Here is a 16,922-nt window from a genome sequence, read left to right as displayed (position 1 = left end):
CTCAAACGCGAGGACAATGAAGATCACCAACAGTATTCGGAAATCTTGACTGAGCCCCGATTCACGCGTCGCCGACACCACCTTTAAGTCACAGCTTCAAAGCTTGCCGCACGTCTGGCTGTTCCTCATAGTTCCGAGGGACCAGAGATTCTCGCCTCCCAAGGAGTGCCCATGAAGCTCTTTTTCAGCCCCCTGCGGGTCGCCTCGATGGCAGCGTCAAGCGCCGTACTGGCCCTTCTGGCGGTTCCCGGAGCGGCTCACGCCGAGATCGAGCGTGAACCCGGAGCGACACAGACAGCGACAGCCACAAGTGCGTCCGTCCAATGCGGCTTCTACAGGTACAAGGTCCGCGAGTCCCAGTTCGCCGGGTACAACCACTGCGGCTCGACAACGGTACGGGTACACGTCGATGTAGCGGGTGGCGGAAGCGGAAACGACTACCACCTCTGCGTCAGCCCTGGTGCCAAGGACTTTCCGGGCGCGGGGCCGAACTACCTCAACGCCTACTACATCGGCGGCGCCGGCTGTCCGAGCGGCCAGAAAACCGTGCACACACCTCACTGATCCCGGGCGCAGCGCCGGTGGAACGTGCTCGGCGAATTTGCCGGGCACCCGCGTCCCGCCCAGTGCAACTACCAGTGCTGTTCGAATCACCAGAAGATGAGGCCGACGGCTCCTGTGCGGCCCATCGGCGGGCGGCTCGGGTTCGTCGGTTCGGCCGTGGGGCCGGCGTCGTCCTGGCGGAGGTCCGGGGCACCATCGCGCACCACCCGTAGCGGCCCACCGCCGCGCTGCACGGTGACGTACGAGACCCCGGACCCTCACGGCGGGCCCGGGGGCCTCACCACGGCGGGGGAGCGGTCAGAGCTCGCCTGCCGATAGAAGTGAACGAAGCCAAGGGGGGTATGGCTGTGCTCGTGCTGACACTGCCGTTACACCCCCAGCCACTGAACGCACGCTTCGCCGAAACCCGGTACCTTCCGCTCCCAGGGCTGCTGAGCCGAAACGGGCTGAAAGCGCTGCGGGAGGAGACCGGCCTGCTGGAGACCGCGGCGACCCGCCGGGGCTTCCGCATGAAGTGCATGGACGACAGCCCCCGCCACATGACGACCCTGGGCGGCCACCGCGTCGCCCGGGAATCCGCACTGATCAGCACCCTGTACCGCGACGCAAGGCTGCTGGAACTGCTTACTTCCCTCACCGGCACGGACGTGCTGCCCGTCCAGGACGAGGTCGAGCGGCACGTGCTGAACATCCTCCACCAGCCCGGCGACACTCACGGTGCCCATACCGACGACTATCCCCTGGCCCCTGGCCCTGGCCCTGGTCCTTTTCCTCGAAGTGCCGCCCCAGCCAGGTGGCGGCGCCTGCTTGAGTACCACCCCGGCCGCCGAGACTTGACCGCCCTGGAAGAATCCGGGACACAGCAGGTCCACCACCAGGCAGGGGACGCCTACCTGTTACCCAGTGACCTCACCGCCCACCGCGTCACACCTCTCTGCTGCCCCGGCACCGGTCGCACCGTGTTGAACTTCGCCTACACCACCCGCGGTCACCAGACGCCGACCACTGGCTCTGCACGACGCCTGTACGGCTGATCAGCACCTGGACCCCCAGTCCTCGGCGCTGCCGCCTTCCTGCGGACCGGCCACCTCGGGCCAACTCGCTCTGCGAGCACCGGCGCGGACGTACAAGACGGCGAAAAGCCCATCACCCCGGTCACGACGGAGACACAGAGGGGCGCTGTGGTGTGCGCAACGTCCTGAACTGCGGTGGTCGGGCCTGGCAGCTCGGTGGCCGGGGTGGCGTCGAGGGCAACGGCCGGTATCGCCCGTCGCCTTGACCGCTGCCGGCGGCACGCAGTGATCGGCGCCGTCGCGCGGTGCCCGCGTGCGCACTGAACGGGTGGCGTTGCCCGCTTGCCTGCGCGGCCCGCTCTGCGCATGTAGACGCTTACGCCATTCCCCAGCCAGGAGTCCATGATCTTCGCGGGGGAATCGCGGGGTCCGCAGCGCTGGCGCCGCCCTGTGGAATGGAAGCCGGTGCCTGACTCTGGCGACGAGCCCGGTCGAGTGGGCTGGTAGAACCTCGTCATGACGTATCGATTCACCGCCCGCGCAGCCACAACAGAGATCGATTTTGACGGCTACTTCACGGAAGCCGCTCTCGCCGAGGGGGAAGACGGAAGCGGCTTCATCTTGATGTTCATGGCCGGAGAGGAAGACCCGGACGATCAAGAGGTGGCTCTGGGGATGGACACCCACTGCCTGGTCACGGCCGGGCAGGGGACTGCGTACGGCTGTGTACGCGAGGCCGTTTTGACGGGCAACGTCCTTCGAATCTCGCTCAACCCTGAAGCGCTGGAGAGCCTGGGGTTGAGCGACAGCAAAATCGAGGCAGTCATCGAGGCACCTGCCAAGGACATCGCCCTGTTCCGCGAAGTCCTGGGCCGGGTGCTCGCCTACGGACGCGCGAACGCTGTGCCCACTCCTCTGGCTGTCTGAGCCGCACCCCGGCCCGTTGCCCCGCCAGGAAGGACGCTGATCCCCATGCACTCCGCCGTTGAACGCCTTACCACGCTCATTGCCCTCCCGGCCCTCGCCGCTCACGGGACTGGGCCGCCGTGGAGCAGCAACTTGGCAACGCCCTGCCGCAGGACTACAAAGACCTCGTCGAGGTCTATGGAGGTGGGCTCTTCGACGAGGAGATCTGGCTCCTGGACCCCGAGTGCTCCGACAAGGACTACAACCTTGTTGACGAGGCCAAGTCACGTGCGGAGATCCTGGCGAACTTGTGGGAGACCGAGCCCAAGCCGCCGCAGCTTCTGGAAGGCGACGGGGCCGAGGTGCTCCCCTGGGCCTACATCGAGGGCAGCGGCGCCATGCTGTACTGGCTGCGCCGGCCGGGACAGAAGCCAGAGGAGTGGACCACTCTGTTCAACGAGGGCCGAGGGCCGGAATGGGAATACCACCCCCACTCCTGCGCGGAGTTCCTCTTCCTTGCTCTCACGGGAGAAACCAACACCGTCTATTTCGATGACTTTCCCCCTGAGGAGCATGAGTTCGAATCCAACGACGACCTTCTCTGAAGGCCGGGGGCTGCCCCGCAGGGGGTGGCGCAGTGGAGCCGGTCTGCTGGGCTCATTGAGTGGTTTCTGACCGTCAGCTTCAGGGTGAGCTGGTCGGCTCGGCCGGCACCCAGGGCTAGGAGCGCACCACACTGGTGATTCGGGATGATGCGTACCGCCGCCCGGCTGTTTCGCACCAGCCTGTTCCGTCGTGCAACTGGTCACCCAGCGACGTTCGTACGTGCAGCACCTGTGCACCGTCGCGCCAGGAGGCCACCAAACCCGCTTCACGCAGCACGCTCGCGTGGCGGCTTGCTGTGGACAGAGACAATCGCAATCGCACAGCGAGTTGCGTGGTGGTCGTGGGGCACTCCAGCAAGCCGAGCACCAGCGCCCGGGTCGCGCCGATGAGCCGGGCCACGGACTGCGTCTCTCTCCGCGGTCGGACAACCTCCTCCGCACCATCGGGCATCCAGCCAGGAGCGAGGTCGAGCGGCTGTACCAGCACCGGTGGAGAATCGACGTCGGCGAGGGTTACCGGAGTCAGCACACAGAAGAACGAGGGAAGGACCGTCAGAGGGCGGTCCTCGAGCTGGACTTCGTGTTCTACGGGGTAAGGGAAGACCAGGCTGTCACCGCTCGGGGAGGTGCGGGCACCGTAGTCACGCAAGAGCGCGATCGGCCCGTTGGCCTCCAATGCATGGGCGCGGGCAGCTCCCTCGGAGCGCACGGATGAGCGCAAGCTCGGTAGGTAGGGGCATATGGCCACCTCCCAGTAGGAGCGAAGCGCCCCGGTGAGCGCGGTGAGGGCTGCCACCTCGCCCCTCGCAAGGCTGTGGGCCCAGGCTGGCACGGGTTGACTGGAGAAGAGCAGTGACAGCTCCCGGCGCAGCTGGCTTCGCGGTGTGCTGAGGAGCCGGTCGAGTCCGGTCTCGAGGTCACGGTTTCCCTGGCCCGGCGTCAGGAAGTCAGGGAAGTACGAGGCCCACGGAGCGAGCTTCATCAAGATCCCGGTCACGGCTGTCATTCCTCTACGGCGCAGTTCAGCATGGGTCCGGCGCCGCCATGGATCGAACGTCAGCGCCGCCTGGATTTTGGAGCAGGTGCAGGCTGAGCACGATTTCCCACAAAGGATCTGGCTCCACCGCAACCCGCAGGCGGTCCAAGTCAGCCGTGTTCAGATCAATGTGGAGCATTCGTTCCCCCAAGTGCCATGCCCACGGTCGCATCCCCCTTCAGAGCGTATGACCCCGTCATCTCTCCCACCACCGGGCAACGCGCCATACCGCACGGCGGCGCGCCTATTGCACCGTGGTGCAATTCCGCGCCATAGGCATCCCCCCGGTTCTACGGTTCCGGCATCCGTCACTTCGACCACTTGGAGACGTGAGATGGGCATCCGGAACAAGGCACGGGCCAGGGCTCTCACAGTGTGCGTCGCTCTCGCCCTGACCGTCCCGTGGGGCGTCGGGAACGCTGCTGCTGACGACGCGACGTCGGCTGGCTGCCTCACAGTGAAACAGGGCAGTGACTACGCCTCGTACTGCTATGACACGGGCTGGTTCGAGGTCTGCGACATGGAAGCCGACAGTCATGGCGTATACATGGGTTTTGGTAACTCATACGGAGACATCGAAACCGCGGAGTACGAGGATCAGAATGGTGCTGGGGGCGGCTGTGGCAATGGCTACCAGTACAAGCGGTACAAGTACATGCTCGTCTGCGAGCGCGTGCCCTTGAGGCCCGATCCGTGTGTCTCCGGGAACCTGTACCTGTAACTGATGATTCAGAATGAGGTTCGGAGCCGCCTCAAGCAGATGATGTTGCAAGACGGCATTGGGCTGCGCACGCTCAAGCCGACCTGGCAACGGTTGAGATCAGCTGGATGAACCGCCGGACGCGTGGCCCGCATGTCCGGTGGTGTGGGAGGAGGGACGGGCGGCCCGTCCCTCCTCCCCGGTTTCGTTCATCAGTTGTGCGCGCCGCGCCTCAGACCGCCTCCAGCGGGAAGCGCTCGTCCCACCTCGGTTTCAGCTGGTCCGTGTTGCGGCCCACCAAGAACTCGGGGCGGGTCGGATGGGGTGGGGCGTTGTCGACGGAGTTGTACGAGACCATCAGCAGCGCCCGTCGGTCGGGGGACGCGTTGTCCGACGAGGAATGCACGAGGTTCGGGTGGAAGGCCTGGATCGTGCCCGCCCTGCCGGTCACCCGTGTGCTGCCGAAGGAGTCGATCAGTTCCCGGGCCCGGTCGGCTTCCATGGTGTGCTCAGGGTCCGCGTCGAAGTTCCTGCGCCAGTCGCTCCTGTCGCCCGGCGTGACCTTGCCGGGGCCGAGATAGCCCAGGCGGTGGGAGCCCGGGATGAGGTTGAGCGGGCCGTTGTTCTCATGGACGTCGTCCAGCGGTACGGCCAGCGTGACCGCTGCAGGGCTGGGCAGGCCGTCCTCCGCGTTCCAGAAGGCGAAGTCCTGGTGCCACGGCCAGGCCTGGCCCTCCCGCGCCTGCTTCAGGTTCACCTTGAACTGGTAGACGTACACCGGCGTCCCCGTCAGCGCCTCGGCAAGGGCGAGGAGATAGGGGTGGCGTACGAGCATCGCGTACGCCTCTTCGAATTCATGGCAACCGTGCACCGCGCGGACGGCCTTACTGCCCTTCTCGTGGACCACCTCAGGACCGCCTCGGCGGCAGACGGCGTCCAGGCTGTCGCGGAGCACGTTCACCGCGGGACCGGTGAACCGGAACGGGGAGCGGCACCAGCCGTTCTCCTCGTACTCCGCGACCAGCTCCGCCAGATGTCCGTCGTCAGTTTCGATCACGAATCCAGCCTCACCGGTTGTCGGGACAGCGGTCGGGGTGCGTCCGACCGCTCCTGAGCCTGCGACCGCTCCTGCGACCGCTCGCCGATCCACTCGGCCATCTCCGAGATCGTCGGCCGCGCGATGAACGTCTCCAGGTCCGCGTACGCGCCGAAGCGCTCGTTGATCCGGGATATCAGCACCGCCGCCAGCAGCGAAGTGCCGCCCAGCTGGAAGAAGTTGTCGTTGAACGCGATGTCCGTTGCGTCCAGGACGTGCTCCCACAGGAGGGTCAGCTCATGCTGTACGCCGTCGTCGGCAGGGCCGTCGATCGCTTCCCCGTCCGGGCCGACGCCGCTGCCCGTGACCGTCAGCTCGCGCGTGGCGAGGGCCTGACGGTCGAGCTTGCCGCTCGGCGTGAGAGGCAGCCGCTCCACCGGGACGAACGCCACCGGCAGCATGTACTCGGGCAGGGTCCGGCCGAGCCGGTCCCGGAGGTCGTCGGGCAGTGGCGATGGCCCCACGACGTAGGCGACAAGGCGCTTGCCCGCCGTGCGGCTCTCGTTCACCACGACCGCGGCGTCGGCCGCCTCCGGCAGCGTCCTGACCGCCGACTCGATCTCACCGAGTTCCACGCGGAAGCCGCGGATCTTCACCTGCCCGTCGTCGCGGCCCAGGAAGTGGATCCGCCCCTGGTCATCGACCCGGCCCGAGTCCCCGGTCCGGTACACACGCGATCCCGGCGGGCCCAGCGGGTCGGGAGTGAAGCGCTCGGCCGTCAGACCGGGCCGGTCGAGGTAGCCACGGGCGAGCACCGGCCCGCCGATGACGATCTCGCCGGTGACGCCGACCGGAGCCGGGTTCCCGTCCGCGTCCAGAACCCGTACCCGCGCGGCGTCGATGGACCGGCCGATGGGGGCGCGCTCCGGCCAGGAGGACGGCTCGCCGGACAGCCGCAGCGCCGTCACGTTGTGTGTCTCCGACGGTCCGTACTGGTTGTGCAGCGCGACACCCGGAAGGGCGTCGAAGAACCGTCGTACGGCCGGAGTGATGTAGAGCTGCTCGCCCCCGCAGACGACCTCTCGCAGCGAGCGCGGGTGGCGGCCCACGTCCTGAGCCGTGTGGGCGAGCGACTGCAGGGCCACGAACGGCATGAACACCCGGTCGAGACGCTGCTCGTCGAGGAAGCGCAGCAGCCGGTGGGAGTCCCGGCGTATCTCCTCGTCGATCAGCACGAGGCAGCCGCCCGTGCCCCAGGTGCTGAACATCTCCTCGAAGTGGACGTCGAAGCTCGCCGCCGCGAACTGGAGGGTCCGGGAACCGACCCCGGCCTTGAAGGTCTCACGCTGCCAGGAGATCAGGTTGCGCAGCGGGCCGTGCGGCATGGCGACACCTTTGGGCGTGCCCGTGGATCCTGAGGTGTAGATGACGTACGCGAGATCGTCGGCTGTGGCTGCGTGGGCAGGGCGACTGCGGTCCTGTGTCGTCGGCTGGTCCTCGTCCAGCAGTACGACCTTTGTCCCCGGCGGCACCGGCGGCACTCCCGTCGGGGTGCGGTGCGTGAGGAGTACGCGCATGCCGCTGTCCCGCATCATGAAGTCAAGGCGCGCTTGGGGGTAGGCGTGATCCAGCGGCATGTACGCGGCGCCGGCCCGCAGCGCGCCCAGGATCGCGATCGGGAGCCGGAACGAACGGTCGGTGCGGATGCCGACGACCGTGCCGGTGACGGAGAGGTCGTGCAGACGTGCGGCTAACTCGTCCGCCGCACGGCCCAGTTCCTCGTACGAGAGGCGGCGCCCCCGGTATTCCACCGCGGGCAGTTCGGGTAACGCGCGTCGCGTGTCGTCGAAGTACTGCAGCACGTCAGACATCGGGAACGTCCGCCTCCTGAAGTGTCTTCTCCACTTCCGCCGCAAGGCCGGACACCAACGGCTCGTCCAGCATGGAGTAGTGGTCGCCGGCCAACACCCGCGGCGGGGAGAGCGCCGGGCACAGTTCCGCCCAGGCCGCACCGGCCGCCGCCCGCATCAGCGGGTCGCTCTCCTGCGCCTGGAACAGCGCCGTCCGACCGGCGTACGGCACCGGCCGGTAGCGCAGGGCCGCACGGGCGTGCGCGTCGCCCGGGGCCGATCCGGTGTCGGCGGGCAGCTGCTCGGCGAGGTAGCTGTCGAGCAGGACCAGCATGTCGACCTGCTCCCCGAGCCGGGTCAGTCGCTGGGCCATCTCCAGGGCGACGAGGCCGCCCATCGACCAGCCCATCAGGAGATACGGGCCGTGCGGCCTGACCTCTCGGATCAGTGCGAGGTGGTGCTCTGCCAGGGCCTCGATGTCGGGCTCCGAGGGCCCTTGACCGGCGTCTGATGGCAGCGTGCCGTCGTGCACGGCGTACAGCGGACGCCGCAGCACCTCCCCACCGGCGAGGTTCCGGAAGGTGATGGCATCGCCGCCGCCGGGATGGATGCAGAACAGCGGGGTTCCCTCGCCCCGGCTCTGGAGCGTGACGAGCGGGCGTGGCCGTTCGGCAGTGGCGGCTCCGTCCCTGCTCCCTGCTTCTTCGCTGCCTCGGAGCAAGGCCGCCAGTGCCCTCGGGGTGGCCGGGTCGACCTGCGCTCCGTCGACATCCGCTGTCTCCTCGAACAGCACCGACACCGGCAGCTCGGCGGAGAACGCGGCGTTGATCCTCGCGATCAGCCGCACGGCCAGGATCGAGTGGCCGCCGTGGTCGAAGAAGACGTCGTCCGCACCGACGGAGGGGAGCTTGAGCAGCTCCGCGAAGACGGCCGCGACCTGTGCTTCCAGGGCGTTGCTTTGCTCGGGAGGCTCCGTTGCTTCCGGACCCCCTTGTGCTTCCGGGCCCCCCTTCGCCTCCGGACTCCTCTGCCCTTCCCGGCCCCCCTGCCCGTCGACGGCGACCAGCGCGTCGCGGTCGATCTTGCCGTTGGCCGTGAGGGGCAACCCGTCGAGCCAGACGTACGAGTCGGGGACCATGGCGGCCGGCAGGCGCTCGAGGAGATGGCCGCGCAGTTCCGACGGCGCGACCCTGCCTTCGGCCGAGGCCGAGAGGAACGCGGTGAGCAGCCCACCGTCCGCACCGTCCTGCCTGAGCACCACGGCCGCCTCGCGGACGGACGGGTGGCCGAGCAGCGCCCGCTCCGTCTCGGCGGGCTCCATGCGGATGCCGCGCACCTTGATCTGTTCGTCCCGGCGTCCGAGGCAGTGCAGCGTTCCGTCGGGGGAGTAGTAGCCGATGTCGCCGGTGCGATAGAGACGCTGTCCGGGTGTCTCGGAGAAGGGATGCGGTACGAAGCGTTCCGCCGAGCCTGCCGGATCGGCGGCATAGCCGCGTGCCAGGCCGATGCCGCCCACGCAGATCTCGCCGAGCGCCCCGACCGGCACCGGTGCCAGGCGGCCGTCGAGTACGTAGACCTCGCTGCCGTCCACCGGGCGGCCGATCGGCACGTCGCCGATCTCGGGTTCAGCGGCCGTGATCTCGTGGACGGTGCAGCCCACCGCGGTCTCCGTGGGGCCGTACTCGTTGAAGATCCGTGGGGGCGTCGCGGCCCTGCGCCACGGCGCGATGTGCTCCCAGGACAGGTTCTCGCCGCCCAGCACCAGCGAGTGCGTGACCTGGGACGTGTCGCCGGGATCGAGCGCGTGGTTGATCACGCTCAGATGCGAGGGCGTCAGCTTGAGCAGGTCGAGGCCGGTGCGCCGAGTCAACTCGCCGCTGAGGTCGAAGACATTGCGCCAGGCCGGGTCCAAATGCACCGTACGACCGCTGACCAGGGGCACGAAGAGGCTGGTCACCGTCAGGTCGAAGGCCACGGACGAGTGCACCATGGCCCCCGTCCCCTCCGCGTGGCCGTACGTCCGGGCCGCCCAGAGAACGTAGTTGGCCAGGGCGCGGTGCGGCAGCATCACGCCCTTGGGGACGCCGGTGGAGCCGCTGGTGAAGAGGACGTACGCGAGGTTGTCCGGTGTCACCTCGGGGCGTGGGGCGACCGGGTCTTCCGTCGCCCGCAGTCCGTCGACGTTCAGGCAGCGGGCCGGGCCGAAGCGGTCCTGGGGGGTGTCCGGGCCCGTGAGGATCAGGGAGCAGTCCGAGCGCGTCAGCATGTCCGCGGTCCTGGCCCGCGGCAGCTCGGGATCGAGCGGCAGATACGCGCCGCCCGCCTTGAGTACGCCCAGCATCGCCACCAGGAGGTGACGGGTGTGCCCGATGGCTATCGCGACGGGTTGATCCGGGCCGATGCCGTACTGGCCCAGCGCCAGAGCGACTTGGTCGGCCTGTTCGTTCAGCTGCCGGTAGGTCAGGCGGGTCTCCGGGTCCGTGACCGCGACGGCATCCGGTGACCGCCCGGCCCGGTCTTCGATGATCTGGTGCAGACACAGGGGTGTCTGCCGGGTGGCGGCGCGGGCGTGGTCAGCGGCGGCCCGCACGACGTCGCGGCTGTACGAGTCCAGCACGCCGATGGTGTCGAGCGGGGCCGACGGGTCGGCGATCACGCCCTCCAGCAGTGTCAGATACTGCCCGGCGAGGCTCCGTACATAGTCGGCGGGGAACTCGCCCTCGCGGTAACGCCACACCAGGCTGAGGGAGTTGTCGCCCGCGACGCTCTCCAGCTTCAGGGCACACGGCTCGGCCTCGACGTCGTCCCAGGCCAAGGTGAAGGTGACGCCGTCGGCGTGCTGCTCGACGGGTGCCTCCTCCTTCGCCTCGTACACGGCCGCCCAGCCGGTCGGGCGGGTGGCGTACGAAGCCGGCACGAGCTCGGTGGCACGCTCGGCGTTCGACCGCTCGTGCTCGATCTCGTTCAGGAGGCCGGAGAAGGTCGTGGCCGAGTCCGGTCCGGTGTGGATCGGCGACCAGTGAGTGAAGTGGCCTGCGCAGTCGCTCAGTTCGTCGTACGGGCGTCCTGTGAGGGCCGTCGCGATGGTGAGGTCGGAGCGGTCGGTGATCCGGCGCAGAAGCGCCATCAGGCAGGTGAGCAGGACGACTTCGGTCGTGACGCCGTGGTGCTGGGCGCAGGCCCGCACGGCCCGCGCGAGCGAGGACGGCACGGTGCGATCGAGGCGTACGACGGCGGGATCGGTGGGAGCTCCGGCCGCGGGCGGGAGGGGCCGACGCAGGGGCAGGCCCCAAGCGGCACCGGTGTTCCTGGCCGCCACCGGATCGGCGCCGTCCCCGGTCACCGACTCGTCGGCCCCCTGCTGGAGCTGCCATTGCGCGTACTGGACGTACTGCACAGGCTCGGCGCCGCCCGGTGAACGCCCGTCGTAGGCGAGGGCGAGTTCGGCCGTCAGGCCGCGCAGGGCCAGGCTGTCGGCGGACAGACCGGAAGCCGTGATCAGCAGTGCGTGGCGCTGACCGGAGAACCTGAGCAGGCGTGCGCGCAGCGGGGCCGCATCGTCGATGCCCGCCGGGCACAGACGCTCGTACCGCACTGCCGCGTCCACATGGCCGGGTATGTCCGCCTCGGTCAGCGCCCGCAGGTCCTTCACCGTCCACTCGACGTTGCCCGTGCTCTGCGGGGCGATGTCCGCGAGCGCCGTGCTCGCCCCCGGCACCCGGCGGTAGCGCGCCCGCAGCGCGCCGTGGCGGTCGGCGACCGTGCGCAGGGCGGCGGCAAGGCGGTCCGGGTCGACGGCTCCGTCGATGTGGACTAGCGCCTGTGCCCAACCGGGGTAAGCGGAGGACGCGTACGTCTGCCAGATGCGCTGCTGCTGGAACGAGAGCCGAAATCCCTCGACCCGGTTGGCCGTCGTCCCGCCGCGGTTCCCGTCCGTGGCGGTGTTCTGCCCCGTCATGCGAACTGCACCAAGTCGCCCATGGCCACCAGGAGTTCACGCGGACCGCTGAAGGGGTTGCGGGCGTGTGCGATGAGGATGTTGTCAAGGACCAAGACGTCGCCCTTCTCCCAGGGGAAGCAGACTTCGAGTTCGGCGTACACCCGGCAGATCTCGGCCATCGCCTCGTCGGGGATCGGGGATCCGTCGCCGAAGTGGCACGACCGCGGCAGCGTGTCCGGGGTGTGGGTGGCCTCAAGGGCCGCCCGGGTCGTGGGGTCGAGGCAGGCCGGGTGCCAGTGCTGGGCCTGGTTGATCCATGACCAGACGCCGGTGCGCGGGTGCCGGACGGCGGCCGGCCTTACCGCCTCGGTGCGCAGACGGTCACCGTCCCAGGTGGTGCGCAGGCCCTGCTCGGCGCAGCGCGCCTCGGCCTCGTGCCGGTCGTCGGTGCGCAGGACCTCACGCCAGTCGAGGCCGAGCCCCGTCCCGTAATTCCTGACGTACATCACGCCCTTGGCGAGGAACTCGGCCCGCAGGTCCGCATCGAGCCGCCGGAAGACCTGCCGGCTGTCGACGATCGGGGTCTCACCGCCGGAGGCCGCGGGCCGTGCGCAGCAGAACATGATCCGCGCGGGTCCCGAGTCGTTGAAGGAGTTCTCGGTGTGCCACAGCAGCTTCTCCTCCGGCGGGAAGAACACCGGAGAGGAGATGCTGCCGCTCAGCGAGGCCCGGGGATGCTCGCCGTTGTCGCGGTAGACCTCGTCGACGAGCGCTTCGGCCAGCGGCTCCAGAGCGTGTGTCGTGGTGACCGAGAACCCGCGGAGCAGTACGGCGCCGTGCTCGTCGAGGGTCTCGTCGAGCCAGGCCTTCGCGTGGGCGGCCCAGGCCGCGACGTCGACACCGGCGGCGGCAGGGCGGACGACCAGGGGTGGTTCGCCGTCGGCCGCGAGCGGTGCGTGGCTGACGAGCGAGTCGCAGGTGAGGCTGACTTGGGCGGGAACGGCCTGCCGCAGCCCGGCAGGGCCCCGGCGCGGTGGTGGGGTCACGCCGGTTCCTCCTGGTGCAGTGCCCGGCCGAGGCGGTCCGCGGCCAGCAGATACAGGGCCTCGACGTCCTGACCGGTGATCGAGGAGAACTGGTGCGCGGTCTCGAAGGCCGGGTGGCGCACCAGCTTCTCGCGGTAGTCGGGCAGTGTGGCGCCCGACTGCAGCATCTGGAGCCACTGGCGGGTGCCGGGGTAGGGGCTGTTGACGTTGAGGGCGACGCACCCGTCGGGGATGCAGCCCGCCCGGTGCAGTTCGGCGATGAGGTCGAGCGTGTCAAGGCGCTGCTCGGGCGTCTCGCCGAGACCGAACTGCAGGGACGTGCCGACCCGGATCCCGGCCTCGCGGCACCAGTGGGCCACCTCCCGGAAGCGCTCGGTCCAGTCGCCCTCGGAGACCAGGAGCAGTTGGCGGACCTTCTGGACGCGTACGGCGTCGGGTTCGGCCGATTCGACACCGAAGTAGATATAGCTGCAGCCGGCCGCCGCCATGCGCCGCAGGAGATCCGGGTCCACGTCGTTGACGGTGGTCTGGCAGCCCCATTCGAAGGTGCCGTGGTCGGCGGCGAGTTCTTCGAGGAGGGTCAGGAACTCCTTCAGCCAGCGGGGGTTCTGGGTGAAGGTGCTGTCGTCGAAGAACACCGCCTCGAAGCCCTGCTCGATGCGCAGCCGGATCTCTCCGATGACGTGCTGCGGGGAGCGCTGGCGGATCTTGGGCTGTTCGTAGAGGAACGCGTCCGCGGACTCGTGACAGAAGGAGCACGCGTACTTGCAGCCCAGGCAGGCCATGATCTGCGCGGTGCGGCGATGCCCGAAGACCGGGAAGCGGTTCTCGTGCGTCATCCGGGTCACGTCGATGTACGGGAGCCGGTCGCCGTCGATCGGGACGCCGCTGAGCGGCAGCGACTCGATGCGCCGCGCGTTCCAGTCGTAGGTGAACAGGCTGCCCACGCCCGGCAGTTCGGTGAACCGGTCCGGCTCGGCGAGCATGCGCTTCTTGATGGTCTCGGCGTCGGCGGGCAGGCACTCCGCCACCAGCTTGAGCACCTCGGGCAGTGCGAACGCGGAGTCGCCCGCGAACACGATGTCCGCGAGCTCCCGTTCCTCGGGGCGGGCGAAGGTCTGCAGCGTGGTGAGCCGGCCGAGTTCCTCCGCGCCGATGCGGAAGTCGTCGTGGCTCTCCTGCCTGCGGCCGCTCATCCCGGACACGCGCCGCGAGGCCGCCCGGTAGGCGTCCGGGTTCACGGCGTCCTCGTGCTGGCCGCCGAGCAGGACGATGGCCTGCGGGCACTCCTTCTTGACGGTGGCGGCGATGCGCAGGGCGAAGTGGTGGCCCTCGGAGAGGTTGCTGATGCCGACCACGACCGGGCGGTGCTCGCGCAGACAGCCGACGAGCTCCTTCTCGAAGGCGGACGAGTAGGCAGGGGGGTTGAGGACGGCCACCACGTCGGGGACGCGGATGCCCGGGAACTCGTCGATGCGCAGCATCCGGTCCAGGACACAGGTCGCGTAGAGCAGCGGCGTGGGCATGCCGGGGAACGCGCCGGTCGCGCCCTCCTCGATGTGTGGGGCGCTGACGAAGAGCACCGGGAAGTACTTGGTCCCGTGATCGGGCGAGGTCTCGCGCAGTAGTGCCTCCTGCGAGACGGTGCGCGGGTCCCCGCCGTCGCCGGGGTGCCAGCGCCAGCGCTTCTCCTCCTCGTACAGCTCACGGTCTATTCGCTCGGCGCGCGCCCGGCGCACGCTGCGCGCCAGGGCCTCCGGTACAGCGAGCGGTCTGGGGTCCATGAGCGTCACCCGCCCGTCGCACGGGAGACGTACGCCGCCACGTCGGGGTCCGCGAGGAGGCGGGTGCGGTCCACGGTGAACCGGGTGACGGTGCCGCGGGGGTCGGCGTCGTCGGTGCCGACGCCGCCCGTGGTGGACAGGACCGTCGTCGCGGGTGGTGTGTCCCGTGCCGGGGGAGTCGCTTGTGCCCAGGCCGCGGCGGCGAGGTAGGCGAGGTAGTGGGAGAAGCGGTCGGAGAGCTGCTGTTGGACCGCCGGGGCGACGCTGAGGCGCTCGCAGGCGGCGGCCACCGCCGTTCCGTAGGCCGTTTCCAGTGCCTCGGCGAGCGGCAGGACGTCCACTCCGGTCAGCGTGGGTCCGTCATCGCACGGCCCGGCGGCCACCAGGGCGCTCTCCAGGTCCTGCGGGGAGAGCTGGGCGGCGAGCGTGCGCACAGCGGCGCGGTAGTCGTCGGCCAGGATGTGACTGTCGACCAGGATCGGGTCGAAGGCGATGAGGGAGGGTTCTCCAGAGGGTTCGTCAGTGGGCTCGCCAAGCCCCAACGTCCTTAATCGGCCAAACAATTCGCGCGCGAGGCCGCTTCCCGCGCAGTGACCGAACACGGCCCGCACCGGCTGCCCGAGCTCCTTGACGGCCTCGAGCCACGGCTCCACGTACGCGTCGGGCCCCTCCTTGACCAGCTCGGCGACCGTGCTGCGCAGCGGCACGCCCTCCAGGACGTGCCGTCCCTGAAGGAAGGACGCCAGGTCGGCGAACCGGGCATCGCCGCGTCCGGCGTCGAAGGCCACGGTGAGGATCAGGCCCGCGTCGCCGTCCCGCAGTACCTGCCATCGAGAAGAAGTCATGGTGCTCCCGTCTGTCCGTGGCCGCGGAAGGCTATACGTGGGCATCGGCCCAGAAGGTGCCGTACTCGTCGGCGGTGCCGGGGACCGGCGCGGAACCGAAGTACGGGGTCTTGTCCATGGCCTGCGCGAACTTCACCTGACCCTCCAGGAACACGTCGTACACCTGGTCAGGGGTGGCCTTGTCGGTCGCGAAGACGGGGGGCAGGTCCTCGTGGTAGAGGCGGAAGTCCCGGTGGAGCAGCTTCATGCCGAAGCGCTCCGGGGTGTCGAACATGGCGCTTCCCGGATACGGCACGAGGCCGAAGAGGTACGTCGCCTGCAGCAGGTCCTCATCAAGGAGTTGGCAGACCCAGTCGATGCTGCGGCGCATGTCGTCCGGTGTCTGGTCGGGAAAGCCGTTCACGGTGAAGGAACAGGCGGCGAGCCCGGCGTCCCTGACCTTCTTGAGGGTTTCCCTTGTCGCGCTCAGCTTCATGTGATGCTTATGCGTTTCATGGCTTTCCTGGGAGGCGGTCTCCAGGCCTATCTCCACCCATTGGCAGCCGCTGCTCTTCAGCTTGCGCAGGATACGGTCGTCCGTCAGGCAATTCAGTCGGGTCTGGCAGTCGTAATTGATGTCACCTTCCTTCTCCAGTAACTCGAGGAGTTCGAGGGTACGTTCCGGATGCAGGGTGAAGGTCTCGTCGCCCCAGTAGATGTTGTGGCGCTCGCCGTAGCGGGCCCGGTAGGCGCGGATCTCCTTGATCACGCGGTCCAGCGGGAAATAGTCGGGGCGCCTGCCGATGGTCTGGATCGTGCAGAAGGTGCACTGGTAGGGGCAGCCGAGCGCATAGACCTGGCGTAAATAGCGGATGTCTTCCCCGGTACTCGCAGGGAAAAGGTCCACCTTCGGAAAGGGGATGTCGGCCGGGTGCAGCTGCGTATAGCGGGGCGCCGTCCGGGCCGTCGTGCCGTCGGAGCGCCGGTACACGAGGTTGCCCACGCCCTCCACGTCGCCTCCGCGGGACAGCGCGTCGAGGAGCGCGGGAAGGGCCTGCTCGCCCCGGTCGGCCACGACGTAGTCGACGCTGGGGTGGCCGGCCACCTCGTGGCTCAGCGGCGTGGCGACGACCCCGCCGTACACGACGAAGGACGCGGGCCGGATCCGCTTGACGGCGTCCGAGATCTCGTACGCGAAGCAGAGGTTCACCGTCATCGGCGAGAACAGGTAGACGTCCGCCGGATGGTCGCGCACGGCCGCCTCCACGACGTCCACGGCCATATGGCCCGGCCGTGTGAAGGTGTCCGGATCGGTGTAGAGATCGACCACGTCGATGTCGTCGTAGCCGTACGCTACGAGCACTCCGGCCAGCCAGTGCATCCAGTGCGGAAGCTCCCACATATTCTTGCGCATATGGTCGAGACCCGGATGTGCCGCGTGGTATTGAATGTCGAAGTTCCGCCAGAAATCTTTGCGCTGAGCAATAGGAACGGTAGACATGGGCGTATGCACAAAAGCGACCCGCAATTTCTCTCCAGGGAAGAGGGGGATGGGGCTGCGCACAGACGGTCCTAGCGAAATCGAATTCCTATCATGCATGACGGAGTACCGTCAAGA

13 protein-coding genes are annotated in these 16,922 nt (G+C 68.6%); 5 read left to right on the top strand and 8 right to left on the bottom strand.

The window, feature by feature from the left end; genetic code table 11:
* Positions 1-171 precede the first annotated feature (171 nt).
* The 4 genes from AB0I94_RS28305 (at position 172) to AB0I94_RS28290 (ending at position 3,088) form a co-directional block, all read left to right on the top strand.
* On the top strand, positions 172-564 hold the full coding sequence (locus tag AB0I94_RS28305) for a DUF6355 family natural product biosynthesis protein (protein WP_363312531.1): 393 nt from the start codon (positions 172-174) through the stop codon (positions 562-564).
* A 341-nt stretch (positions 565-905) separates the two neighbouring features.
* Positions 906-1,598, top strand: a complete 693-nt coding sequence (locus tag AB0I94_RS28300) for a hypothetical protein (protein WP_363312530.1) — start codon at positions 906-908, stop codon at positions 1,596-1,598.
* Between the two features lie 495 nt (positions 1,599-2,093).
* Complete coding sequence (locus AB0I94_RS28295) at positions 2,094-2,504, top strand: Imm10 family immunity protein (RefSeq protein WP_363312529.1); 411 nt, start codon at positions 2,094-2,096, stop codon at positions 2,502-2,504.
* 119 nt (positions 2,505-2,623) lie between these two features.
* Positions 2,624-3,088, top strand: a complete 465-nt coding sequence (locus AB0I94_RS28290) for an SMI1/KNR4 family protein (RefSeq protein ID WP_363312528.1) — start codon at positions 2,624-2,626, stop codon at positions 3,086-3,088.
* 115 nt (positions 3,089-3,203) lie between these two features.
* Here AB0I94_RS28290 and AB0I94_RS28285 read toward each other — a convergent pair whose 3' ends face one another.
* Entirely contained in the window at positions 3,204-4,085 is an 882-nt protein-coding gene (locus AB0I94_RS28285; RefSeq protein ID WP_363312527.1) for an ArsR family transcriptional regulator, read from the bottom strand.
* A gap of 373 nt (positions 4,086-4,458) precedes the next feature.
* Between AB0I94_RS28285 and AB0I94_RS28280 the strand changes: the two genes are divergently transcribed.
* Positions 4,459-4,845: a hypothetical protein gene (locus tag AB0I94_RS28280; RefSeq protein WP_363312526.1), complete on the top strand. Its 387-nt coding sequence runs from the start codon at positions 4,459-4,461 to the stop codon at positions 4,843-4,845.
* Between the two features lie 211 nt (positions 4,846-5,056).
* Here AB0I94_RS28280 and AB0I94_RS28275 read toward each other — a convergent pair whose 3' ends face one another.
* Genes AB0I94_RS28275 through AB0I94_RS28245 form a run of 7 tightly spaced genes read right to left on the bottom strand, consistent with a single transcriptional unit; the run spans position 5,057 to position 16,718 of the window.
* Positions 5,057-5,881 (bottom strand): phytanoyl-CoA dioxygenase family protein, encoded by an 825-nt coding sequence (locus AB0I94_RS28275; RefSeq protein WP_363312524.1) that lies wholly within the window; start codon positions 5,879-5,881, stop codon positions 5,057-5,059.
* Positions 5,878-7,731 carry a non-ribosomal peptide synthetase gene (locus tag AB0I94_RS28270; protein WP_363312523.1) on the bottom strand — a complete coding sequence of 618 codons (1,854 nt, stop codon included), beginning with the start codon at positions 7,729-7,731 and terminating at the stop codon, positions 5,878-5,880. The genes AB0I94_RS28275 and AB0I94_RS28270 overlap by 4 nt, the downstream gene beginning before the upstream one ends.
* Positions 7,724-11,668 (bottom strand): amino acid adenylation domain-containing protein, encoded by a 3,945-nt coding sequence (locus tag AB0I94_RS28265; RefSeq protein ID WP_363312522.1) that lies wholly within the window; start codon positions 11,666-11,668, stop codon positions 7,724-7,726. The genes AB0I94_RS28270 and AB0I94_RS28265 overlap by 8 nt, the downstream gene beginning before the upstream one ends.
* Entirely contained in the window at positions 11,665-12,696 is a 1,032-nt protein-coding gene (locus AB0I94_RS28260; protein WP_363312521.1) for a TauD/TfdA family dioxygenase, read from the bottom strand. Before AB0I94_RS28260 ends, AB0I94_RS28265 begins: the two co-directional genes overlap by 4 nt.
* Positions 12,693-14,480, bottom strand: a complete 1,788-nt coding sequence (locus tag AB0I94_RS28255; RefSeq protein WP_363312520.1) for a radical SAM protein — start codon at positions 14,478-14,480, stop codon at positions 12,693-12,695. Before AB0I94_RS28255 ends, AB0I94_RS28260 begins: the two co-directional genes overlap by 4 nt.
* 5 nt (positions 14,481-14,485) lie before the next feature.
* Positions 14,486-15,325 (bottom strand): hypothetical protein, encoded by an 840-nt coding sequence (locus AB0I94_RS28250; protein ID WP_363312519.1) that lies wholly within the window; start codon positions 15,323-15,325, stop codon positions 14,486-14,488.
* Positions 15,326-15,356: 31 nt separating this feature from the next.
* Positions 15,357-16,718, bottom strand: a complete 1,362-nt coding sequence (locus tag AB0I94_RS28245) for a radical SAM protein (RefSeq protein WP_363312518.1) — start codon at positions 16,716-16,718, stop codon at positions 15,357-15,359.
* Between the last annotated feature and the right edge of the window lie 204 nt (positions 16,719-16,922).

Source organism: Streptomyces sp. NPDC050147, assembly GCF_040660195.1.
Taxonomy (GTDB): domain Bacteria; phylum Actinomycetota; class Actinomycetes; order Streptomycetales; family Streptomycetaceae; genus Streptomyces.
This window is presented reverse-complemented; position numbering and strand designations above follow the sequence as displayed.